Origin of the sequence: Pseudomonas fluorescens (assembly GCF_001708445.1) — a bacterium.
GTDB lineage: Bacteria > Pseudomonadota > Gammaproteobacteria > Pseudomonadales > Pseudomonadaceae > Aquipseudomonas > Aquipseudomonas gorinensis.
Window position 1 is genome coordinate 6,002,694 of the sequence record NZ_CP015637.1, and the last position, 21,974, is coordinate 6,024,667.

Annotated in this window: 19 protein-coding genes and 1 tRNA gene; 6 read left to right on the top strand and 14 right to left on the bottom strand. The window is 51.3% G+C overall.

The window, feature by feature from the left end; translation table 11 throughout:
- Positions 1-119: 119 nt before the first annotated feature.
- Together A7317_RS26840 and A7317_RS30385 are read left to right on the top strand one after the other, a co-directional pair.
- Entirely contained in the window at positions 120-1,505 is a 1,386-nt protein-coding gene (locus tag A7317_RS26840; RefSeq protein ID WP_069077150.1) for a tyrosine-type recombinase/integrase, read from the top strand.
- Positions 1,492-2,511 (top strand): hypothetical protein, encoded by a 1,020-nt coding sequence (locus A7317_RS30385; protein WP_081329259.1) that lies wholly within the window; start codon positions 1,492-1,494, stop codon positions 2,509-2,511. Before A7317_RS26840 ends, A7317_RS30385 begins: the two co-directional genes overlap by 14 nt.
- A gap of 11 nt (positions 2,512-2,522) precedes the next feature.
- On the opposite strand, the gene A7317_RS30390 is transcribed toward A7317_RS30385, so the two are convergent.
- Complete coding sequence (locus A7317_RS30390) at positions 2,523-2,795, bottom strand: helix-turn-helix domain-containing protein (RefSeq protein ID WP_375803697.1); 273 nt, start codon at positions 2,793-2,795, stop codon at positions 2,523-2,525.
- Positions 2,796-2,934: 139 nt separating this feature from the next.
- Between A7317_RS30390 and A7317_RS26845 the strand changes: the two genes are divergently transcribed.
- On the top strand, positions 2,935-3,576 hold the full coding sequence (locus A7317_RS26845; RefSeq protein ID WP_069077151.1) for a hypothetical protein: 642 nt from the start codon (positions 2,935-2,937) through the stop codon (positions 3,574-3,576).
- A gap of 21 nt (positions 3,577-3,597) precedes the next feature.
- On the opposite strand, the gene A7317_RS30770 is transcribed toward A7317_RS26845, so the two are convergent.
- The 3 genes from A7317_RS30770 to A7317_RS30780 all read right to left on the bottom strand — a co-directional run bounded on the left by A7317_RS30770 (position 3,598) and on the right by A7317_RS30780 (position 5,957).
- A complete protein-coding gene (locus A7317_RS30770) occupies positions 3,598-3,921 on the bottom strand; it encodes a hypothetical protein (protein WP_155766474.1) in 324 nt (107 codons plus the stop codon).
- A gap of 213 nt (positions 3,922-4,134) precedes the next feature.
- On the bottom strand, positions 4,135-5,451 hold the full coding sequence (locus A7317_RS30775) for a relaxase/mobilization nuclease domain-containing protein (RefSeq protein WP_155766418.1): 1,317 nt from the start codon (positions 5,449-5,451) through the stop codon (positions 4,135-4,137).
- Between the two features lie 125 nt (positions 5,452-5,576).
- On the bottom strand, positions 5,577-5,957 hold the full coding sequence (locus tag A7317_RS30780) for a hypothetical protein (RefSeq protein ID WP_155766419.1): 381 nt from the start codon (positions 5,955-5,957) through the stop codon (positions 5,577-5,579).
- Between the two features lie 192 nt (positions 5,958-6,149).
- Here A7317_RS30780 and A7317_RS30785 point away from each other — a divergent pair, with 192 nt between their 5' ends.
- The gene (locus A7317_RS30785) at positions 6,150-6,329 is read left to right on the top strand and encodes a hypothetical protein (protein ID WP_155766420.1); all 180 of its coding nucleotides are present in this window, start codon (positions 6,150-6,152) and stop codon (positions 6,327-6,329) included.
- A gap of 193 nt (positions 6,330-6,522) precedes the next feature.
- Positions 6,523-7,062, top strand: a complete 540-nt coding sequence (locus tag A7317_RS30790; protein WP_155766421.1) for a hypothetical protein — start codon at positions 6,523-6,525, stop codon at positions 7,060-7,062.
- Between the two features lie 192 nt (positions 7,063-7,254).
- On the opposite strand, the gene A7317_RS30395 is transcribed toward A7317_RS30790, so the two are convergent.
- The 10 genes from A7317_RS30395 to rpsU all read right to left on the bottom strand — a co-directional run bounded on the left by A7317_RS30395 (position 7,255) and on the right by rpsU (position 20,744).
- Positions 7,255-9,075, bottom strand: a complete 1,821-nt coding sequence (locus tag A7317_RS30395) for a replication endonuclease (RefSeq protein WP_081329261.1) — start codon at positions 9,073-9,075, stop codon at positions 7,255-7,257.
- Positions 9,076-9,132: 57 nt separating this feature from the next.
- Positions 9,133-9,354, bottom strand: a complete 222-nt coding sequence (locus A7317_RS31720; RefSeq protein ID WP_420492575.1) for a helix-turn-helix transcriptional regulator — start codon at positions 9,352-9,354, stop codon at positions 9,133-9,135.
- Between the two features lie 246 nt (positions 9,355-9,600).
- Positions 9,601-10,530, bottom strand: coding sequence for a hypothetical protein (locus tag A7317_RS26865; RefSeq protein WP_069077155.1), 930 nt, complete (start codon positions 10,528-10,530; stop codon positions 9,601-9,603).
- Positions 10,508-11,164, bottom strand: coding sequence for a hypothetical protein (locus tag A7317_RS26870; protein WP_069077156.1), 657 nt, complete (start codon positions 11,162-11,164; stop codon positions 10,508-10,510). The genes A7317_RS26865 and A7317_RS26870 overlap by 23 nt, the downstream gene beginning before the upstream one ends.
- Positions 11,161-11,979, bottom strand: coding sequence for a TIGR04255 family protein (locus A7317_RS26875; protein WP_069077157.1), 819 nt, complete (start codon positions 11,977-11,979; stop codon positions 11,161-11,163). Before A7317_RS26875 ends, A7317_RS26870 begins: the two co-directional genes overlap by 4 nt.
- Before the next feature lie 258 nt (positions 11,980-12,237).
- A tRNA-Ile gene (locus A7317_RS26880) sits at positions 12,238-12,314 on the bottom strand.
- 15 nt (positions 12,315-12,329) lie between these two features.
- Entirely contained in the window at positions 12,330-16,073 is a 3,744-nt protein-coding gene (locus A7317_RS26885; RefSeq protein WP_069077158.1) for an EAL domain-containing protein, read from the bottom strand.
- 124 nt (positions 16,074-16,197) lie between these two features.
- Complete coding sequence (rpoD, locus tag A7317_RS26890) at positions 16,198-18,048, bottom strand: RNA polymerase sigma factor RpoD (protein WP_024077730.1); 1,851 nt, start codon at positions 18,046-18,048, stop codon at positions 16,198-16,200.
- A gap of 67 nt (positions 18,049-18,115) precedes the next feature.
- The gene (gene dnaG / locus A7317_RS26895; protein WP_069077159.1) at positions 18,116-20,086 is read right to left on the bottom strand and encodes a DNA primase; all 1,971 of its coding nucleotides are present in this window, start codon (positions 20,084-20,086) and stop codon (positions 18,116-18,118) included.
- Between the two features lie 442 nt (positions 20,087-20,528).
- Entirely contained in the window at positions 20,529-20,744 is a 216-nt protein-coding gene (gene rpsU, locus A7317_RS30405) for a 30S ribosomal protein S21 (protein ID WP_002551877.1), read from the bottom strand.
- Positions 20,745-20,947: 203 nt separating this feature from the next.
- Here rpsU and tsaD point away from each other — a divergent pair, with 203 nt between their 5' ends.
- Positions 20,948-21,973, top strand: coding sequence for a tRNA (adenosine(37)-N6)-threonylcarbamoyltransferase complex transferase subunit TsaD (gene tsaD, locus A7317_RS26905; RefSeq protein WP_024077728.1), 1,026 nt, complete (start codon positions 20,948-20,950; stop codon positions 21,971-21,973).
- Position 21,974: the final 1 nt, after the last annotated feature.

Sequence of the window (21,974 nt, forward strand, 5' to 3'; positions counted from 1 at the left end):
TGTCCATAAGCTGCTGATTTAAAGCGTTATACCGTTATTAAACCGTATAGTTTGTATTCTTGAGTGTCCCGGAGTAGGGTAACATTCCCTATGAGAATGGCACGCAAAATGGCACGCGCATGACGACTAATATTGATAGGAAGGGAGCTAAGGCGAGCTTTCTTAAAGACATCCAGATCAAGAATATGAGCACGGGCACGCTGAGCGAAAAGCTCCAAGGTCTGCCTGGTACGATCTATTTTGAGCGTCGTGAAAACGGCAGCGTTGAGGCATACCTTCGCTACACTCCGAATGGGGGGCTGAGGCGAAAACGTAAGATTGGAGCCTTCCGTTTGACGGAAAGAGGTGGGGGGTTATCGCTTGCGGAAATTCGCGTTAGGGCTCGTGAGCTTGGAGAGATCGCTCGCGATCACGGAGATATTGAGGAGTACTTCGCTATTCGGGCTGAAGATGCTGCCCGTGCGAAGCGTAATGCTGAAAGGTTGCAAGTAGCCGAGTCGTCCCGCAGCTCTTTCTCTGAGCTATTCACCGATTACATTGAGGACCGCACGGGAATTGTCATGCCTGCTCAGATTAGGGATTTTGAAAATTATCTCAAAGGAGACCTTATCAAGCCATTTCCCGAGATCATGGATATGAAAGCTCGTGATATCGAGCCTACCCACATACAAGAGATCTTGAATAGGATTTGGAACAGGGGATCAGAGCGTCAAACCGAAAAGATTCGTTCAGCCCTGCATGCTGCTTTTGCCTTTGGACTGAAATGTGAGTACGCCGTTGGTAAGAAATCCGATAAAACTTATGGGCTGAAATCTAACCCGGTAGCATCGGTACCTGTTTCTAGAACAAAGAGCGCCAAAGATAGGGTTCTGTCAGATGATGAGCTAAGGCTTTTTTGGCAGACTATCGGGAATACTGCGGGTGTGGGGCCGGTAGTTGCTTCGGCCATGAAATTTGTCATCGCGACCGGCGGCCAGAGAATTTCTCAGCTGGTAAGGCAGGATTGGAGTAGTTATGACTCAGCAGAAAAAACCTTTAGTATTCTTGATAGAAAAGGTAGAAATTCCAAGGCCAGAGTCGCCATTATTCCTTTAACGGACAGAGCGATTTCAATTCTTGAAAATGTAAAAGCGCATAATTCTCCTGATTGTAAATTGCCGTTCACTACGAACGGAAAAACGAAAATAGACTCATCAACCTTCGTTAGTGCCGTTAATAAGTGGTTCGATTCTGATAACTCGACGGTCGATGGCAAAAAATTGTCAAAATTCACACCAGGAGATTTGAGGCGAACTCTCACTCAATTTATGCAAAAAGAATGTATTGATGATGAAAGTAGCGACTTACTTCAAAATCATGGTTTGAGTGGAGTGGTGGCAAGGCATTATCGAAACAATCCAGAAGCAGCGATTCCCAGGAATCGTAAGACTATTGCAGCCTTGGAAATCGCACTCTCGCGTGTGCTTGATGGGGCGGATGAGGGAAAACTCAATGAAAAAAGATAAAAATGAAATTCTAAGCTTTGAGTTGAATAATAGATTTGTCTCAACGCCGATTTATGCGGCAGGGATGAATGAGGCTCTAAATCATTTGGCCCCTCACATTAGTTATAGTCAAAGAAAAGACCTGTGTTTCAGAAAGTTGGCGCTTGAATCGGGTGAGATAAGCGAGCAATCATTTATTCAATATGCTGTAGAGTTAACAGTGTGCGCTCATTTCGCAAATTTATTTCCGGCAGATTTTATATATGAGGAAAAGGTAAACCCGCCAAAAGATGTTGATTGTACTGTTCGAGTGGGGTGCTATAAATATAATATAGAAGTTAAGTGTGCAGACTTTACAAAAAAAGAAGCCGTTGATGAAAGTGAAGGCTTCAAAATTGGTGCGCTTGGTCGATTATCTGATTATGCAGAAGTCGTAGCTGATCTTCAGAAGCTATTCTTATTGGATGGCCATCCCCTCTCCGCGCAGCGGCATATGGATAATAATCTCAAAGACTTTCTCATCTCTGCTCACGGTAAGTTTTCCCCAGAAACTTCTGAGGATGAACTAAATGTTCTAGTTGTTGGTTGTGATGATGCTATGGATATGCAGAAATGGCACTCATATCTTTATGGCGTCCAAGGGCTATTTACTGATGAGTCATATGCAGATAAATCGACATATAGCCGAGTAGATTTAGTGCTGCTGACGAACCTCTATCATAGGCATAAGAGTCCTGCTTCGAAAGATAAAGTAACCGGGCATTGGAAATTAAGTGAGGCCTTTTGCTTGCTGTGCGCTAACCCCTATTCTGGTAAGCCTTACAAAACCGCTTATGAGTTTTCGAAAACTGTGCGGCATCACAATAATGAGTGGAATGACTATATGGTTGGGGAAGGAGAACCAGATTTTATTTTGAAAGGCATCGGTATTCCAGCATACGTAGTGAGCCAGCTCCAGGCTAACGGAATCTATTATTTTCAGCCTTCTGAAACACAAGTGGATGATCAAGGCGACAATCAGCGCTGAAGTGTCAGCATTTACAGTCCCGAGTCACGCAACAGATCCGAAGCTTGGCATTCTAGAGCGTTGCCAATTCTGAGTATATTTAGAATTGTCACATTACGTTCTCCTCTCTCTATCTTTCCCATATGAGAGCGATCTATTTCCGCCGCGTCTGATAAAGCCTCCTGAGAGAGGCGTAGCGCTTTTCTTCGAGCACGAATTGCCTCGCCTAAGCGAACCAGCGCTCCGTCCTTATCTGACCCAACTGAGATTCTTGCCATGGGGTAAATCTGACAGGTAAGATGCATTTACGGCCACGGCATTTACGACCCATTTCGGCATTCTGGTGATCGCTTCGCTCGAACGCTACACCGGAGTGAGTGGTGGGTCCTGAGGCGCTAAGCGGGACGTAGCAAATCACTCATAACCTTTTATGACGGCGCCTATATGAGATTCGAAGCAGGGATATTTGAAGTACTGAGCGCAGATCAGAGCAGTGTGATCCACGGGGATGCTGACTCTATCGAGACAACACATTTTAAAGAGGCTTGGTTAAAAAACTTGAGGGACCACTCGACAAAAAAAGTGGTGCTTACTAATTCTAGCACTCCTCTCGTCGCCGGAAGGAAGATAGGCCTAGCGTTTCTGAATAATGAACTAATCGCATTCAAACGAGGAAGTGAAATCCCGGTTGAAGACCCAGTGCAAGGTAAAGCACTGCTAAACACGCCAAAGGCGATCCTGCTGGCTATCATATATGCAGTGTGTTTAAGCGTTCCAGTATTCGGCTACATAGGTGGCATCGTTATAGGTGGAGGGGCTCTAATCTCCGGTAAAAATATCCTCGGTCGCTACAGCAAGAACCCGTTTAATCGGCTATATGCTTTGTTTCTGTTGATTATGAGCATTGCGGTCTGGTTCCCTGTGCAATATATACACGGAGATATGGATAGGCTCATTGATATCCATATGCAATTCGCAACATGGTTGGTAATCGTTACCGTGATTTTCCAGTATATTAAGTTGCGCGTTGAAAAAAATTACTTTACCCGTGCCTGTGTGGAGCTAAATTCGGCTTGGCCTAGTTAATGATTTTTCATTCGTAGTTGTTTAGAGGGCGGTAGCCCGCCCTCTTTGCATCTTCAGTGTGTGGCAGGTAGTAGTGGTGTCCCCTGTAGCTTTGCTTCCTTTAGCGCCTTTTGAATCACGGGACGTTTCTAAAGGGCTATTTCTTTCAGCTGGAGATCGAGGTATGTAATCATAATGGGCAGGGTATGATATACCGAGATCAATACCTAAAGCGTTGATTTTCTCTGCCATGGAGATTTGAGATAGCAAAAGCTGGTAATAAGTAATCGATTTCTGAAGGCGTGCTATTTCTGCGATCAAGATACCCGTCTGATTGTTTGTTTGATTACTTGTAGTCTCTCTCATGTTAAATTTCTCATGTAGTGTAAGAACGAAGTATATAGAATTTTAAAAACCTCTATATAGATAAAGAAGCAACCAATCATTGCTATTGTCACGAGCCATTGAGCAACGGCAGAGACGCGCCTTTCCGAGTTTTCTATTAACATTTGATCAATGTAATCGGGATATTCTGAATCGTTTATTTGAGATTTGATTTGCATAAGATTTAGTCCTAAATTAGTGCTCAAGGTCAAAAGATTTTCGCGACGCGACTGCTTCTCTGTTCGCTCGCGCAACATTTTTTTGATTTATCTCATTCCCTTCCGCGCGTTTCATGCGCAAGACCCTATCAGCTTCTGGATCGCCTGAATCTACCGAGTCTCCGCCAAATCCTAAAGCCGCTATAGGCGCTGAGGGAACAGACGCATATAATGCTTTTGAAACTACGGTCTCAATGGTTGGATTTGCAGATTTAAGAATTGAAGCTCCCTGCTTAACAATTTCAGTTGAATCTCGAAAGCACGAATTTGTTGCGAAAGTCCCGTGTTTTGTAATTCCAATTGTTCGTTCTGCCGCTGTAATAATTTGATCAATGTGTCTTCCAAAAGTGTCATTTAGACCCCCATGTTTATTAGGATTGCGATTTGGGCTATTATCAGTAATGTTGCTCCGGCACCCATAAATTTGGCTAATTTCCAAAATTTCGCCGTGCTTTGCCCTATTGATGTTTCGTAAGCTTTTATAATCTTCGCTATTTCGCGAGATTCTAAGTGCTTTTCCGAAACGTTTTTCGATAAAGCTTTGACGCTCAGTGAGTGCTGCTTTATATCTTCGAGCAACGTTAGGTTTTGCGAGATAGCTTTCTCGTTCTGTAGTTTTTGTTTTTGTATTTGTAAGCTCAGATGCGCTAGTGAATCGCTCATGGTAAATCTCTCCTTTAAGTCTTATTGCCTTGTCCGCTCCTGGGGCTTTTATAGACAAATAGTCTTTGCCTGCACGAGTAATTTCGAACCCTGCCGTTTTTGCCAAATCAATCAGCTCTTGGCGATTATCAATTGCGCCATCGATAACCGCCTGTTTAAAGAAAGCATTTAGTGTTTCTCGTGTGGCTTTATTATCAGCTGGGGCCCATTCAGGCTCTTTGGTTACTCTGGCGCGCATAGGATCGCGCGGATCGTCCAACCCATATTTGACGTTAATAAGGTCTGTGAAAGCATCCATTTGCCTATATTTCCCATCACCTGGTGGTGCTGGGTTCCAGGCACGGTCAACCTCGTAATTATGCCGAGGTAAAACGTAGTGAAGTTCAAGTCGATCTAGGTGGGTATGAGCGACGATCAAGATGTGCTGGTGCTCTTGGGAAATTCCCGCAAATAGCATCTCTTTCAGACGGTGTGTGATATCGGCTATTGAAGACTCTAGGCCAGCTGATTTAATTTTATCGGTGTCGTCTTTGGTGAACGACACAACACCACTGGTATATTTGTGCTTATGATCAAGTGCGTCGATCATCTGTTTCATCAATTCAGGGCTGCCCTCGATCACTTTTGGCAATGGGTTCCTTAGTGCCCACGCGGCTCCCTATTTATCAAAGTAGTTTTCATCGATCATATAATTGACTGGGCCGCTACCGCCGCCCCCGCCACTCCCTGAGTGGCAACTGAAGCCGTGCATTGCCATTACACTTCTCCAAGTAGCTCAGATTTTAGTTCTGTTATGCCGCGTTCGATGTCGATTAAACAAGACAAAATTTGCATTGTGTTGCTGTTCTCTTTGAATGTATTGCAATGCTTGGCGAGCATATTCAACTGACTGCCAAATTTATTATATGCGGCAGTCATTGCAAGCAGTTCTTTGGAACTTTTCGGAGCGTCTGTTCGTTTAATTGTGATTGTTGATGTTCGGGCTGATTGCAAAAGTAGTTGTGATAGCGACATAAAATTTTCAGAGGCTTTCTGCTCAAGCTCAGTTTTAAGTGTTTTTTTTAATTTAATGTGAATACGGGTGGTTGTAAGTGTTGGCTGCTGTTTAACAGTAGGCAATTCGTCTTGTTCGTTCATAATTCTGTGCCATTATTATTGTTATTATTGGGGGGGTGGGGGAACCCCACGCTTTTAGGGTTCAAGGTGAACCCTTGCAAGGATCAAGGTGGCACGCAGTGCACACCTTGAGTAGCCTTGTTCTTATAACTTATTTAATTATATACTAGTTTAAATTACTTTTATTTTATTTTGATATATGAGGTGTGTCGTATGAGTACTCGGTTTGAAGATATTGATGATGATGGAATGAGAGTTGAGTTGCTTTATCTAGAACTACTTGATGTATGTGGTGTCGTTGGGGCAAATAAAAGGTTGGATGAGTGGAAGAAAGTTAAGGGGCATGATAGTCCAGGTTTTCCATATTACGTTGATCCTGCTTTTCTGGAATAGTACGGAAATCCTACGATGTCCAGTATCCACATACTGAACGTCGTTACAGAAAACTGTGAGAGTATTTTTTAGGGTTTATGTTATTGACATAGAGGGTATCTATAGTTTTGCCCCTGTCAAATAAGTTTTTTTGTTTTGTGTGCGCTCTTTTTTTGCTTCAGTCTTTAACAATTCGCGATGAAAGGAAATTGCAATGATTGTTAAAGGACCATGGATAAATGAGCCAACGGATATATTCTACGCAGCCGAAAGTCTTCTGGGCCTTTACGGTCGTGTTTTTGCGTTAGAGATATATCTCCAGCGTTTTTCCTTACCTGTCTTAGATACAGCGTCAAAGCGCTTTGCTGTCACTTGTTTCGGTGAGGTTGCCTGCGCCGAAGAAAAATTCAGTTGCCGCTTAAGGGTTTTATTTGGCGAGGACGAAAAGGTAAGGCCATTGCGAATCATTCCACGCCCACTGCGAGCGCTAAGCATCCGCGATATCCACTTAAATAAATTTGAAGATGCTGAGCATATTCAAGTTTTTTTGGAAGGCCACGAAGTTGTTGCCTCACGATACGACAGCATTGATTCGATGGCATTGGTACGCGCTATGGCTTGCATAGAGGCCATGCGAAGTCGGATTCGGTCAGCTGCTTTAGATTATCTTGATTCGGGCTGTCATGCCCTTCCTGGGCTCTTGCAGCACGCCCTTGCGTATGAGTATGGAACGCGAGCTACTGCTTCTCGCTAGAGGCTGGCGGGAGTGCGAGACGGCGTTATGTCTCGCGCTCTCGGGAGCCGTCGGGGCGTGGGGTGAAGCCCCGCATGCGGACTTGAACACTTTAAATATGCCTAATGTCAATGTGATAAACCTTTTTACACTGCAACCTCCCCCTGGGAGAATTCGGCCAGCGGCCGGTATCGACAATATCATTGACAGTGTTTATGCAGTTGACATTAACATGCATATTTCATCCATGCTTAACGTTTGAGTTGATGTGTTTTCTATATAAGGGTTTATGTAGTTGACATAATAACGAGATGGATTGATTTCTCTGGCTCTTTTTAATAATTCAGAAGCTGTAGGTCTGGAGATGCTCGCTAGTTTGATGGCGGGCTTTTCCCTTGGATAAATAGAAATAAGTGTAACCGCGTGAGCGGTGGAGCTTGTTTCTAAATGCTTGAAGTCAATAGAGCGTTCGTTTTTTGCAACTTTCAATGCGCTGCAAATTTCATACTTGTTGTTTGTATAGTATTCAATTCCGGAGCTGATGAAGCGAATCCCGACAACCTTTTCGGAAAGAAGACCATGTTTGTTAGTTGATTCCTGGCGGATCAGTTCAACATCATGAATATGGATTTGTAAGAAGTTTTTATATGCGCTGAGATTTTTTGTTTTTGTATGCCGATCGTTGATTCTGCAATTTCTTATGATGCTGGCTATCTCTGGTGGGAATTGATCGGTCGACTCAGTTATTTTGTTCAATGTTCTAAACACTGTTAATGAGCTTTTTACACCGTAGTATTGGACTTGACGTATCGACATCGCTCTTATGCCTGCACGGACTCGTGCGCCCTCCGTGATTGTGGATAAGTCTTCACTTTTACGTAAGGCGTCTTTTTCTATATCTTTGTCTGTATAGCTAATTTGCAACTCGTCACTATCTACCGTTTTGATAATGTATTTAAGCGCATATGTCGAAGCAGTTGAACCTACTATCGCCTCTAGCTTGGCTTGAGTATCGCTGTAGCTTTTGTATAAGGTGGCCTTGAATCTATCAACCAGTTTCGGGTCTATGAAAAGCACGATGTGCCAATGTACGCATCCATCTCTATGTAACTCGGCAGTTCTCACTCCGAAGCAGGTAGTTAATGACATGCTTATTCCACAAGAGGGTTTTGCGAGTTGTGCTCTAAGCCTTGCCCATGCATTCTTAAGATAGTCTTGGCTGTCAGTCGTGCTGTATTTGTTAAATGAACACGTCCCTTTTGCAGGGTTTGGGTGGTAATTCGCTGGTGCAGTCAGCGTTAGCATATATGGTGTAAAACCATTATCCTGAGCGACTGCTTCAAGATTCTTTATTATAAAGTATGATTCGTTGAATTTGTTTTTGCTTTTGTTTTTTTGGATGTCTCGCAAGCATATAGCTTCTCCTGTCTCTTTAATTACTACAAATTTCTTTTTTAGGAATTCAGCATTTTTCTCATCTCCTCTGCTTATAAAGCTTAGTGTTTCATCAGAGCAGTAGGAGCTTTTCTGATCTGCACCAATTTTTTTTGTCCGTGCCTCAAGACGCAGCCTTTCTTTATGGGCAATAGCCGTCAGTCTGCGTTTTATGAATGAGAAATCACGTAGATAGTTCAGCTGTGTTTCTACGCTGAGCTTTTCGCACTTTTTAAAATTTGGGTTATCGATTAACTCTCGCGTGACTAAGCTTTGAATCGCGGCTTCTTGGTTAGCTATCTCCTGCGCTGCATCAGCCGATTCGGCTATCAGAGAGTCTGCTATTTTATTAATAGCCTCAAAATCAATTGCTTTTAATGAGGTGTGTTGGTTGTTTAGTAAAATCGCGGCCTTTCGAGCATCGTTCCTGATGCAGGAACATTCTGTTTCGATTTTGGAAATTTTATTGTTCAGATAATGTACGTAGCTATGAGCAACACCGGCGATAGCGTCGTTACTCAGCGTCCCGAGCACTTGGAGTTTTCTCCAAGTGGGGAGATTTTCGCGTATGTGTGAGGATGAAGGCTTGAGTGTTTGCATCTTGCGTTGTTCATTTTTATATTTTTTGTCGAGCGGAGGGGTGTGGCGCCTTCTCAATCACACTGAGGCAGATGTAGGGAGGAGTTGGATCCAGTCGTTAATCTCGCTCTCAATCCAGCGACTAGCTCGGCCAAGTTTTCTGGGTTTTGGAAATTGATTGTTGCGGATTTTGTCGTAAATAGACTTTCGGGACAGTTGGACTTTAGCTGCCACCGTTTCGAATTTCAGTAGATTTTGGTTCATTTTGTCTGCCCTGGTCTGTTGTTGTAGACCGAGCATAGCCAGTGTTTTTGGGTGTTTCAATGGCGGTATTTGCTGGTTTCTTGACAGATCAAAAATCGCTTCTAGGGTTGGAGCGGTTTATCTACTGTTGTTGAATTTGAGATAAAATAAAATATATTCAAACGAGTGTTTGAATTACGATTTAAAAATCTAATTGTCTGCTGTTTCGAGATCATGCCGTCTAATTTGTGAGCGGCATGCGAGGGTGGGGGCGGTGGAATGGCTTTTAGTTGATAGCGCGGCCTACACTTCAGTCGAGCTTGAGTCTGAGTGGTAATCGACCATCGAGTACCTTACGGTGCCCGCTCCGAGCAGTTCGCTTAGGTTGATGTCCGAGATAGACCGGACATCGATGTCTTCTTTTATGATCCTGATGCCGAGTCTTCTAGCAAGGGCGCTACGTGTGATTGTTGCGGCACTACCTGCTTCTGGGTCTTTGATTTCGTCTTTGAAAAGCTGCTTTTCGAGTTGCACTCGAATCGCTATCGGATCGACGTCTTCATAGCAGGCGATCAGAATGCCCAGGTCATAGGGAGGTTTCCACAGTCCCAATTCTGTTGGGCCTTCTGGACTCTCCTCTTTCTGTTCCGCGTTAATCGTAAGAAAAATCCCATAAAGATCACTGTGTTTTTTCTTTGCGAGACGTGATTCTAAAATTTCGCGGATCTGGCTATTCGCCAAAGAAGCATTGAACTCATCTGGCAGTGCGACTCTCGTATATCCCCTTGCAATCCATGAGCTGAATTTTTCTAGCCAAAGGCTCTCATTGCTGAAAGGTATGGTATGTCTGTTTTCTAGGCGATAAGGAGGGGATGGTAAATCTGCAAGCAGAAGACGTGGTATCCACAGCCTTTTTTGGGATTCTGCTCGTATGGGGATGACGACATCACCGTGGCTGGCAATCAGGTCAATTTCGCGGGGGTGTGAGCCGTCAGCATATTTAAATGGTTCTTTGACGGAGTTCGCACCGATCAACTCAATAACAGGGATGCTTTTGAAGTTGCCGCTGTAGATGTTGCAAGCTTGGGTAGCAACGATCCACCACTCACACTCAGGGTGCTGGCCACGCAGATCAGCGATGCTGTCTGCGTGGATTAGTGATCCCTGCCACCATTCGTGTTCATAGAGCTTTGCTAATATGGCACTGACGTCATCGGCTAATGGCTGCGTCACGGATAATCCCGTCAAGGTCGCTATTTATTAGGTCTCTAGAGCGGGTCGCTGACCTGCGGGTCGGCGGTGCCATCCTATGAGCAAGTGTGCCGATCTTATCGGCTAGGGCTGCTTCAAGATGGTGCTGATCTGTGGAGCTGTTGATGGCTTCAATGAGCGATTCGCCATTAACAGGCAAATTCCACACCTGTTTTAATCGTTTCAAATCCACTTGAGCCGCCATCGAGCGGAAAACATGGTACAGGGCGTTTATTTTGTTTGCTACTACGGGACGAGGATCAGCGCCGTCGTACCAATCATATACTGTCTTGCGGGTCACTTTGAATAGCTCGGAGAGCTGGGTAACGGTGAGCCCCAGAAAATCTTTTATGGCGTCCAGCTGGGCTGTCAGTCCAATCGCCTCTGCTTTTTCCGCTGCCGCCTCCTCAAGTTTCAGGGCTGAGGTAGAAATGAGGACGGGATGGCCGTCTATCAAAAAAATAGCGCCCTGTTTTATTGGGGGGGCAGTGGAAATCGTCTTATCAGCCAGCAGTCTTATCAGCTTGCTAACCAAGCCAGGTGCGGAAGCGCTGGTATCAGTTAGCTGCCTTGGTGCTGAGAACTGAATTGAGCTTGAGTTCATGAAAACAGTCATTTTACGTCCTCTCCTCTCCATGATGAGAATGCATAGTCTGTAAATACTTCGGGATGCCTAAAAAAATCATTAGCTACGGTGTGAAGCGCTCGCAGCTGTTCCAGTGCTTTCGCTGAAGAATCTACCTTGAGCGACTGCGCTGGTTGGTAGATTGCGTCCATATCAATGATAGCTTCTCCCGGAGTTAGCATGGGTATCCGAATCCCTATCGTGGGGTCCTGGGCCATAATGAGCAGGCCCATCAGGTCCTCGCTAACGCTGGGGTGTCCGGGATGATTTGTGTACCTGACACGTAACTCTTTGTCTCCTCTCTGATAGCTGGTAATGCCTGAACCGCCAAGCCGCTCAAAGCCATCAAAAGAAGGTGCCAGCAGTTCTGCGGCCAAGTATTTTTTAAGTTCTTCTTGAGATGATGTTTTGATGTGGTCGATGAATCGTACACCCATGTTGTTCACATCGATAAAGCGCATCAATTTAAGCAGCTCGTCGAGAACTCTACGCAGAATTTTCTCGAAGTCATCGTACCGAATGTATTCACGGGTGAAGACTAGCACCTGGTCAGGTGCCAGTTGAATCCCCAGCCTCCGGTCCGCAGAAAGTAGCATCCACATCCGACTGGTGGTGAGTTCTGCCTGCATCGACGCCCCAGCAGTGGGTGTCTGCACTTGGATTTCGTGGATGAGCGGCACCATGTCTCTAAGGGCGTCTTGGATCAGTGGAAATCTTTCTGCGAGTAACGGCCACGGAGCGAAACGTATCGACGCCAGCATGTATGAGAGCGGCGAATTCTTGAGAATACCGGAGCGGTCTGGCATGGCTTGAGGGACTCTGCTGAGGGTGTAGAGAATCCTAACTATACATCAAAGTAAACACTTGCGCTTTTTTTGAACTGCTTTGCGGAAGCTAAACAGAACCCAAGGGCATCGGAGGTGCGCGCGGAAGCGTCTCTCAGGTGGTTGGGCGAAAGGCGGGGAAAATTGCAATGTTTCTTTAGTGGCACGCAAAACGGCACGCAATGCGTGCCGTTTTCGCTCAGGCTGCTATGGCTGTGCGCCTTAACTGCTTGATTTATATGGTGGGCCCACACGGACTTGAACCGTGGACCAAAGGATTATGAGTCCTCTGCTCTGACCAACTGAGCTATAGGCCCTTAGTAGGTCGCGGATTATAGCGATGGTTTCTCCGCTGTGCTATCCGAAAAATCCTCAACACTCATACGAAGGAAGGTCGCGGCGAACAGCTCTGGGGGGAGAGGCAGGCTGACGATGTAGCCTTGCATCTGTTCGCAGCCCTCTGCGGCAAGGAAGGCTTGCTGCGCCGAATTTTCCACGCCCTCGGCGATGATGGTGAATTGCATGCTGTGGCCGAGGGCGATGATGGCGCGCACGATGGCGGCGTCGTGAGGGTCGTCGGGCAGGCCGCGGACGAAGGATTGGTCGATCTTCAGGAAGTCCAGGGGCAGGCGCTTGAGGTAGCTGAGGGACGAATAGCCGGTGCCGAAGTCATCAATCGCCAGTTGTACGCCCAGGCGCTTGAGCTGATGCAGCACATCGAGGGCTTCTTCGGCCTGGCTCATGATGAAGTTCTCGGTGATCTCCAGTTGCAGGCAGCCAGGTTCCAGGTGGTACTCGCGCAGCAATTGCTCGATGCGTGACAGCAGGTTGGGGTGGCGCAGTTGGGCGCCGGCGAGGTTGACCGACAGGGGGCCGAAGCCATCGAAGGCGGTTTGCCAGGCGTGCATTTGTCGACACGCCTGTTCCAGCACCCAGTCGCCAATCTGCAGGATCATGCCGTTTTCTTCGGCCAGGGCGATAAAGTGTTCCGGCGCTACATCGCCGAATGTCGGGTGGTGCCAGCGGATCAGTGCCTCGGCCCCGATCAGTTCCTGCGTGAGCAGGCTCAGTTTTGGTTGGTAATACAGGCTCAATTCATCGCGTTCGATGGCGCGCCGCAGTTCGTGCTCCAGCGCTACGCGTTCATTGGCCTGGGCCGTGAGGTCGCGGGTGTAGCTTTCGACCCGGTTACGGCCCTTGGCCTTGGAGCGGTACATCGCGGCGTCGGCGTTTTTGACCAAGGTGGCCACGTCGGTGCCGTCCTGGGGGTAGAGGCTGGTGCCAATACTGGCGCTGATAAAGAACTCGTGTTCACCGGCCTGGAACGGCGGGGTGAAGCAGTCCAGCAGTTTGTTGGCCAAGTGTTGTGCATCGCTCGCTTGTTGCAGGCCGGGCAGCAGGATGATGAATTCGTCACCCCCCAGGCGTGCGACGGTGTCGATGTCGCGCAACTGCTCCTTGAGACGTACGGCGATGTCCTTGAGCAGCAGGTCGCCGATGGGGTGACCGAGGCTGTCGTTGATATGTTTGAAGCGGTCCAGGTCGAGGAACAGCACCGCGCCCTGGCTGCCGGTTTCCTGCTGGCAGTTGATGGCGGCCTGTAATCGACTTTCAAACAACGTGCGGTTGGGCAGGCCGGTCAGGGGGTCGTGGTGTGCCTGATAGTCGAGGCGGGCCTGGGCGTGCTTGAGGCTGGAGATGTCGGCGAACACGGCGACAAAATGCGTGATCAACTGGTCGCGGTTGCGCACGGCGCTGATGGTCAGCCAACTGGGATACACCTCACCGTTCTTGCGACGGTTGGAAATTTCGCCTTGCCAGTGCCCATGGGCAGTCAACTGGTGCCACATGGCGGCATAAAAGGCGCTGTCGTGCAGGCCCGAGGCGAGCAGGCGCGGCGTGTGGCCGAGGGCCTCGGCTTCGCTGTAGCCGGTGATTTCGCTGAAGGCGCGGTTGACGGCGCTGATGTTCTGCCGGGTGTCGGTGATCAATACGCCTTCGGCGGTGCTCTCGAAAACCGTTGCGGCCTGTTGCAGTTTTTCCTGCATCTGTTGGCGTTCGGTGATGTCCCGAGCGATGGTCAACATGCAGTCATCACCGCCAATGGGCAGCGGGCGGCTGGACACTTCACAAAGCCGAGTCTGCCCGTCGTTGCGGCGGATGTGACAGATGAAGTCGCGGACAAACCCGTCGCGCTGCATCAGCTCGATCATGTGTTTGCGTTCGTTGAGGTCGACCCAGATGCCCAGGTCCAGGGTCGACTGGTCCAGGGACGTCGCGCTGGTAAAGCCGGTAATGCGGCTGAACCCCTCGTTGACCTCGATCAGCAGGCCATCGCTTTGACGGCTCAGCAGTAAACCATCGGGGGAGGCATGGAAGGCCTTGGCGAATTTTTCTTCGGAGGTTTGCAGCTGTTGCTGGGTTTCCTTGAGTTGGGTGATATCACGCACCACGACCACCAGCGCTTCGATAGTGTCGAGTTGGAAGGGTTCGGCCGAAATCAGGCCGGTAAACGCTTGGCCATTGCTGCGCAGAAAAGGCATTTCCAGGTTGCGGATGCTGGTGGTCTGCACCTGTTGCAACAGATCCGGGCCGGTACCGGGGATGCCCCAGATATTCAGCTCGGTGGCGGTTTTACCAATCACGTCCTTGGCCTTCAGGCCAACCTGGTCCTCGAATGCTTTATTGACCTCCAGCAGGCAGCCATCGGACATCCGTGCGATCACCAGAATATCCGGGCACTGCTGGAACACCGAGGCAAACTTTTGCTCTGACAGCTGCAGCGCCTCTTCGGTGCGCTTGGCGTCGCTGATGTCGATCATCAAGCCACGCAGCACCGGTTCATGGCCATGTTCGATCAGGCTGACAATATCGCGGACCCACAAGCAGCGGCCATCGGCCGTGATTACTCGGTAATCAACACTGTGATCACGGTTGGCGCGGGTTTCGCGCAAGCAATACGCTTCGGTACGTGTCAGGTCGGCAGGATGAATGATGTTGCGCCAGAAGCCGGGAATCAGCCAATGGGCGCGAGGATAGCCGAGTAACTCTTCGGCATGCGGCGACACGTAGCTGTAGGTGAAATCGCTGACGCTGGCTTCCCAGGCGATGGCGGACAGGCTTTCGACCAGGCCGCGATAGTGGTATTCGCTGCTGCGCAGCTCCTGCTCGAGGGCGACACGGCGAGAGATCTCTGAGCTGAGGCGGCGGTTGATGCGAATCACGATGGCCAGCACCGTGCTCAATAGCAGTACCGCCGGCAGGCCGTAGGTCAGCAGGTCTGACCAGAAGGTGCGGTGATCGGTGAGGCTGCCGACCCAGTGTTGCTGAATCGCTTGAGTTTCATCTGGGCTGAGGTCGGCGAGAACCTTGTCCAAGATGCTCACCAGCATTTTGTCATCCCGAGGTACGCCCATCGCCAGTTGGTAGCGGTAGGGTGTCTCGCCGCTGACGTACAAACCGTCGAGCTTGAGCTGGCGCAGGCTCCAGACGCTGGAAGCCAGATCGCCGACCACGGCGTCTACTTCATCAGTGGCCAACGCCTGCAGCGTCGAGCTCACATTGGGCAGAGCCACCAGATTGAGGTCAGGGTGGTGGGTGCGCAGTAGCTCATGGGGGGCGTAGTTTTCCACCACGGCGATCTTCAGGCCATAGAGCTCCTTCAGGTTGCGTGGTTGTGCACCGCCTTCATGGGCGAGGATGACAATGGGAAAATCCAGGTAAGGGCGTGTGAACGCCATAAAGCTCTGGCGTTCCGGGGTGGACATGATGCCGGGCAGCAGATCGAGCTTGTTTTGCCTGGCTAGCTCCAGCAGGGCGCTCCAGTTCTCCGGCTCGATCAGTTTGATCCTGACGCCGAGGCGGTCCTGGATCAACCGCACATAGTCTGCCGCCAAGCCTTGGTAGCGGCCGTTTTCATCACGGTACTCAAAGGGCGGCCACGACGCGTCCACCCCCAGGCGCAGCTCCTGATGGTCCGCCAACCAGCCACGCTCATCATCAGTGAGAGTCAACGCGCCAGCCGTTGCGGTCCAGGTCAGCAGCGACAGCAGTATCACGGTCGGCAATCTGGGCATAACGGTCTCGTTATGGCACGGGGAATGTTTCGAGTGTAGACGGGCATTGCGGGGGGAGAGGGGAGGTGCGGGGAATTTTATCGGCACACAGCAAAACCCCCGGCCTGGGCCGGGGGTTCTGGGATCACTCGTCGAGGAAGGAGCGTAGATGCTCGCTTCGCGTCGGGTGGCGCAACTTGCGCAGCGCCTTGGCTTCGATCTGACGGATCCGCTCACGGGTCACGTCAAACTGCTTACCGACTTCCTCAAGGGTGTGGTCGGTATTCATGTCGATGCCGAAACGCATGCGCAGTACCTTGGCTTCACGGGCAGTGAGGCCGGAGAGTACGTCGCGAGTCGCCTCTTTAAGGCTCTCAACGGTGGCGACATCGATTGGCGACTGCATGGTCGAGTCTTCGATGAAGTCACCCAAGTGGGAGTCTTCGTCATCACCGATCGGGGTTTCCATGGAGATCGGCTCTTTAGCGATCTTCAATACCTTGCGGATTTTATCCTCAGGCATTTCCATGCGTTCGCCCAGCTCTTCCGGAGTCGGTTCGCGACCCATTTCCTGCAACATCTGCCGGGAAATACGGTTGAGCTTGTTGATCGTTTCGATCATGTGCACCGGAATACGGATGGTGCGGGCCTGGTCGGCGATCGAGCGAGTGATCGCCTGACGGATCCACCAGGTGGCATAAGTCGAGAACTTGTAGCCGCGACGGTATTCGAACTTGTCCACAGCCTTCATCAAGCCGATGTTGCCTTCCTGGATCAGATCGAGGAATTGCAGGCCACGGTTGGTGTACTTCTTGGCGATGGAGATCACCAGACGCAAGTTCGCTTCGACCATCTCTTTCTTCGCGCGGCGGGCCTTGGCCTCACCGATCGACATGCGACGGTTGATGTCCTTGATCTCGGCAATCGTCAGACCGGTTTCGGTCTCAAGCGCGGTCAGCTTCTGCTGGCAACGGATGATGTCTGGCTGCAGGCGACCAATGGCTTCGGCGTATTTCGCCTTGCCCTTGGCCAGTGCATCGGTCCAGCTTTCGTCAACTTCGTTGCCCGGGAACTGGCGCAGGAAGTCGGCACGCGGCATGCGCGCATCACGAACACAGAGCTGCATGATCGCACGCTCTTGTGCACGCAGACGCTCAAGGGCACTGCGAACACGCTCAACCAAGCCTTCGAATTGCTTCGGTACCAGCTTGATCGGCATGAACAGCTCGGCCAGCGCTACCAGCTCGGCAATCGCCAGCTTGTTGGCGCGACCGTGCTTTTTCAGGGCCTTGCGGGTGATTTCCATTTGATCGGAAACCGCACCGAAACGCTGGGCAGCGATAATCGGGTCTGGACCGCTTTCGACTTCATCTTCGTCATCGCTGCTGGCTTCAGCATCGTCGTCTTCGGCATCGTCGTCCGCTTTCACGGCTTTCGGGTCGACAGGCGGCGGCACTTCGGCAGCAGGCGGCGCAATACCGTCGTCCGGGTCGATATAACCGCTCAGGACGTCGGACAGGCGGCCACCTTCGGTGGTGACGCGAGTGTACTCGGAGAGAATGTGGTCAACCGTGCCAGGGAAGTGCGCGATTGCGCCCATCACTTCACGGATACCCTCTTCAATACGCTTGGCGATTTCGATTTCGCCTTCGCGTGTCAGCAACTCGACGGTACCCATTTCACGCATATACATGCGCACAGGGTCAGTCGTGCGACCGATGTCGGTCTCCACCGCGGCCAACGCGGCAGCGGCTTCTTCAGCGGCTGCCTCGTCGGTATCGGCGTCGGCCAACATAAGGGCGTCCGCATCCGGAGCACTCTCGTGTACGGGGATCCCCATGTCATTAATCATGCGGATGATGTCTTCCACCTGCTCTGGATCTGAAATATCCTCAGGCAGGTGATCGTTGACCTCTGCGTAAGTCAGATACTTCTGCTCACGACCAAGGGTGATCAACTCTTTGATACGAGACTGCTGTTGCGCTTTTCCGGACATAACACCCTATCCACTGAAGGTCTTGGCGGGCAAAAAACAAGCCGAGGATTATACCCGAGCTATGACCTCACACGCCAGCTGAGGTCGGGTTTGATGCGGAAACATTCTGTTTTAAGAGGTCGCGCATCTGTTTTGCTATCTGAATTTGCTCTTCAGCCGACAATCCCGGCTGCCTTGCTCTCTTGATGAGTTCATCGAGGGTCTGCGTGTGCTGGCCCTCGGATAACCTAGTAATGGTGTCTAAAAACTGTTGTTCAAGGTTGTCGCCGTCAATTAGCCACTCCTTTTCCGCGAGTGCCTTGAGCAAGCGACCTTGTTCGGTGCCATGCCAACGAGCCATCAGCTGAATAGAGTTTAGCTTAGGATTTTTCTGCACTGCCTCGATCAGGGCAATCAGCACCTGGGCGTAGGTATTGCTTTCGTTGGCAAAATGCTCGGCGCTTTCGACCTTGCCCGCCAATTGCGGGTGATGAATCAACGTGCGCAATGCAATGAGCGTCGGGGCTTCCACGGCTACCGGTGTACGGGGGGCATAGGGCTCGTCGCGATCACCGCGCTTGCCGTTCTTGCTCCACGGTTTCTTGTCCCATTTCTTGCCGCCGGCGCCGGGTTTCTTCGGCGTCCACTCCTGCTGGGGCGCATACGCCTCCTGCGGTTGGTGGAAGTCGGAATAGTCCGGCATGGCGTCGTAGTCCATGCCTGGGTCGTAGGCGGGCGGTGCGTCCTGTGGTGCGCTGTGCACCAGCTGGCTGACCGCTTCGCCGCTCAAGCCGGTGATTTCCAGCAGGCGTTGACGCATCAGGGTGCGCAGGTTGGCGCCTGGAACCTTGTCGATCAGTGGCGCCGCAAGGGTGGCCATGTGGGCCTTGCCTTCGAGAGAGCGCGGGTCGGCTTCTTCAGTCAGTTGCTGGAAGAAATAATCCGCCAGTGGCTGCGCGTGTTGATTGATGCGTGCGCGAAAGGCGTCGGTGCCTTCGGAGCGGACCAGGGTGTCCGGGTCTTCGCCTTCGGGCAGGAACAGAAAGCGTGCGCGGCGCCCATCCTGCAGGCTCGACAGCGTGGCTTCGAGGGCGCGCCAGGCGGCATTGCGGCCAGCCTGGTCGCCGTCGAAGCAGAACAAAACGCTGGGCACTACGCGAAACAGGCGTTTCATGTGCTCTTCGCTGGTGGCTGTGCCGAGGGTGGCCACGGCGTTGCGCAAACCTTGCTGGGCCAGGGCGATCACATCCATATAGCCTTCAACCACGATGATTTCATCGAGGTTGCGATTGTTCTTGCGCGCCTCGAACAGGCCGTAGAGTTCCTGTCCCTTGTGGAACACCGGGGTTTCCGGGGAGTTCAGGTACTTGGGCTTGTCGTCGCCGAGCACGCGACCACCGAAGGCGATGATCCGGCCGCGGCTATCGCGGATCGGAAACATCACGCGGTCGCGGAAACGGTCGTAGCGCTTGCCGGTCTCGGCGTTTTCCACCAGCAGGCCGGCGTCGATCATGGCTTTTTGCTGCAGGGTGTCGCTGCTCAAATGTTTGTACAGGTTGTCCCAGCCCGGCGGGGCGAAGCCGAGACCGAAGTCGCGGGCGATTTCACCGGTAAGGCCACGGCCCTTGAGGTAATCGACGGCGGCCTTGCGCTGCGGATGGCTCTTGAGCGCCTGGCGATAAAAGTCCGCAGCGGCGGTCAGTAGTGGGTATAGCGGCGAGTCAGTGGGTTGCCGCGGTTTGTGCGGTCGGCCACTTTCTTCGCGAGGGATTTCCATGCCGGCGGCTTTGGCCAGTTCCTCGACGGCCTGGGGGAAGTCCAGGTTGTCGTGGTCCATGATAAAGCCGAGGGCATTGCCGCCCGCGCCGCAACCGAAGCAGTAATAGAACTGCTTGTCGGGGCTGACGCTGAACGAAGGGGTCTTTTCCTTGTGGAACGGGCAGCAGGCGGTGTAGTTCTTGCCTGCCTTCTTCATTTGCAGGCGCGAGCTGACAACATCGACGATGTCGGTGCGGTTCAGAAGGTCGTCAATAAAGCTCTGGGGAATCAGCCCGGCCATGGCGTTCTCGTCATCACTGCGTGTAATTGAGGGCCCGTGAAGTGCTCAGGCGTACGTATCGAGTGGCTCGACCATCAATCGTCTGCTTGGGCTGTATGGAAGTGTATCTGCCGAACGTTCACTGACGTTAATTTCAATCAGTGTCCGGCGTGTAAAGGCTGCCCTGGCATCCGGTCTTGGCCAATAGAGGGCCTCGGAAGCTCATCGTTGGGCACAGTCGACCTGTTGATCGCCTGCCTGAAAATAAGTGTGCTCGTCAGTAGCCTTGTTAGGCTCGTCAGAAGAGACGTGCACCGCTGGCAGAAAAGCCAGTCCTGACGTGTGAAGCGGTGTCTCTGTCGCATGGGCGGCGTCGACGATGAAGCATCAAGCGATATCCGCAAATGCCAACAGCCCGGCTGAGGGCCGGGCTTGGCAGAAGCTTGCTACGAACGTCTGTGTATTAGTACAGACGAACGGCGCGGCGCTGTTCGCGCTGAACTTTCTTGGCGTGACGCTTAACAGCGGCTGCTGCCTTGCGCTTACGCTCAGAAGTTGGCTTCTCATAAAATTCGCGGCTACGAACTTCAGCCAGAACACCGGCTTTTTCGCAGGAGCGCTTGAAACGACGCAGAGCTACGTCGAAGGGTTCGTTCTCTTTTACTTTGACGGCTGGCATCCAGAGCTACCTTCTTTCATTACCGGGAATCAACGTTCTCGTCGCAAAAAATTCGCGGCTGAGGTCGTCGGTTTTTAAGGGTTGCGGATGTTAACCCCTCATTGCCCGGAATGCAAAGCCTCTGATCGAAAACCGCTAGTCGGGAGGGGGAGTGGCGACTATTATGCGCGCCTTCGAATTCAGCCTCTACAAGGCGCAAACCCATGCTAGTACTGGGACTTGAAACCTCCTGCGACGAAACCGGTGTCGCACTTTACGACAGTGAACGCGGGCTTTTGGCCGATGCGCTGTTCAGTCAGATCGACCTGCACCGCGCCTATGGCGGCGTGGTGCCCGAGCTTGCCAGCCGTGATCACGTCAAGCGCATGCTGCCGTTGATTCGCCAGGTGCTGGATGAAGCCGGTTGCGTGCCCACCGAGATCGATGCCATTGCCTATACCGCCGGCCCTGGATTGGTTGGAGCCCTTCTGGTTGGGGCTTCTTGCGCCCAGGCGCTGGCTTTTGCCTGGGGTATTCCTGCCCTGGGTGTGCATCATATGGAAGGCCATTTATTGGCGCCGATGCTGGAAAAAACACCGCCGCAGTTCCCGTTCGTCGCTTTGTTGGTTTCGGGCGGCCATACGCAGCTGGTTCAGGTCGATGGCATCGGTCAATACACGCTGTTGGGCGAGTCCCTGGACGACGCCGCCGGCGAAGCCTTCGACAAGACCGCGAAGATGATGGGGCTCAATTATCCCGGTGGTCCGGAAATCGCCCGTCTTGCAGAAAAAGGCATCCAGGGTCGTTATACCTTCCCGCGCCCAATGTGCGATCGGCCGGGCCTGATGTTCAGTTTCAGCGGCTTGAAAACCTCTGCGCTCAATACCTGGCAGCAAAGCGTCAGCGCCGGGGACGACAGTGAGCAAGCCCGTTGCGACATCGCGCTGGCATTCCAGCAGGCCGTGGTGGAGACTTTGACCATCAAGTGCAAGCGCGCCCTGAAACAGGCCGGCATGAAGCGCCTGGTGATTGCAGGGGGCGTCAGCGCCAACAAGGCCTTGCGCACCTCGCTGGAAAAAATGCTTGGAGACATGAAGGGTGATGTGTTCTACGCGCGCCCTGAGTTCTGCACCGACAATGGCGCGATGATCGCCTATGCCGGTTGCCAGCGCCTGCAGGCCGGGCAGCATGAAAGCCTGGCGATCAGCGTGCAGGCGCGCTGGCCGATGGAGCAGTTGTCGCCGTTGTAAT

Bases quoted from the DNA above. Each gene is read 5' to 3' on its own strand.
- A7317_RS26840 (WP_069077150.1), top strand. From the start codon at position 120: ATGACGACTAATATTGATAGGAAGGGAGCTAAGGCGAGCTTTCTTAAA.
- A7317_RS30385 (WP_081329259.1), top strand. From the start codon at position 1,492: ATGAAAAAAGATAAAAATGAAATTCTAAGCTTTGAGTTGAATAATAGA.
- A7317_RS30390 (WP_375803697.1), bottom strand. From the start codon at position 2,795: ATGCATCTTACCTGTCAGATTTACCCCATGGCAAGAATCTCAGTTGGG.
- A7317_RS26845 (WP_069077151.1), top strand. From the start codon at position 2,935: ATGAGATTCGAAGCAGGGATATTTGAAGTACTGAGCGCAGATCAGAGC.
- A7317_RS30770 (WP_155766474.1), bottom strand. From the start codon at position 3,921: ATGAGAGAGACTACAAGTAATCAAACAAACAATCAGACGGGTATCTTG.
- A7317_RS30780 (WP_155766419.1), bottom strand. From the start codon at position 5,957: ATGAACGAACAAGACGAATTGCCTACTGTTAAACAGCAGCCAACACTT.
- A7317_RS30785 (WP_155766420.1), top strand. From the start codon at position 6,150: ATGAGTACTCGGTTTGAAGATATTGATGATGATGGAATGAGAGTTGAG.
- A7317_RS30790 (WP_155766421.1), top strand. From the start codon at position 6,523: ATGATTGTTAAAGGACCATGGATAAATGAGCCAACGGATATATTCTAC.
- A7317_RS30395 (WP_081329261.1), bottom strand. From the start codon at position 9,075: ATGCAAACACTCAAGCCTTCATCCTCACACATACGCGAAAATCTCCCC.
- A7317_RS31720 (WP_420492575.1), bottom strand. From the start codon at position 9,354: ATGCTCGGTCTACAACAACAGACCAGGGCAGACAAAATGAACCAAAAT.
- A7317_RS26870 (WP_069077156.1), bottom strand. From the start codon at position 11,164: ATGACTGTTTTCATGAACTCAAGCTCAATTCAGTTCTCAGCACCAAGG.
- A7317_RS26875 (WP_069077157.1), bottom strand. From the start codon at position 11,979: ATGCCAGACCGCTCCGGTATTCTCAAGAATTCGCCGCTCTCATACATG.
- A7317_RS26885 (WP_069077158.1), bottom strand. From the start codon at position 16,073: ATGCCCAGATTGCCGACCGTGATACTGCTGTCGCTGCTGACCTGGACC.
- rpoD (WP_024077730.1), bottom strand. From the start codon at position 18,048: ATGTCCGGAAAAGCGCAACAGCAGTCTCGTATCAAAGAGTTGATCACC.
- dnaG (WP_069077159.1), bottom strand. From the start codon at position 20,086: ATGGCCGGGCTGATTCCCCAGAGCTTTATTGACGACCTTCTGAACCGC.
- rpsU (WP_002551877.1), bottom strand. From the start codon at position 20,744: ATGCCAGCCGTCAAAGTAAAAGAGAACGAACCCTTCGACGTAGCTCTG.
- tsaD (WP_024077728.1), top strand. From the start codon at position 20,948: ATGCTAGTACTGGGACTTGAAACCTCCTGCGACGAAACCGGTGTCGCA.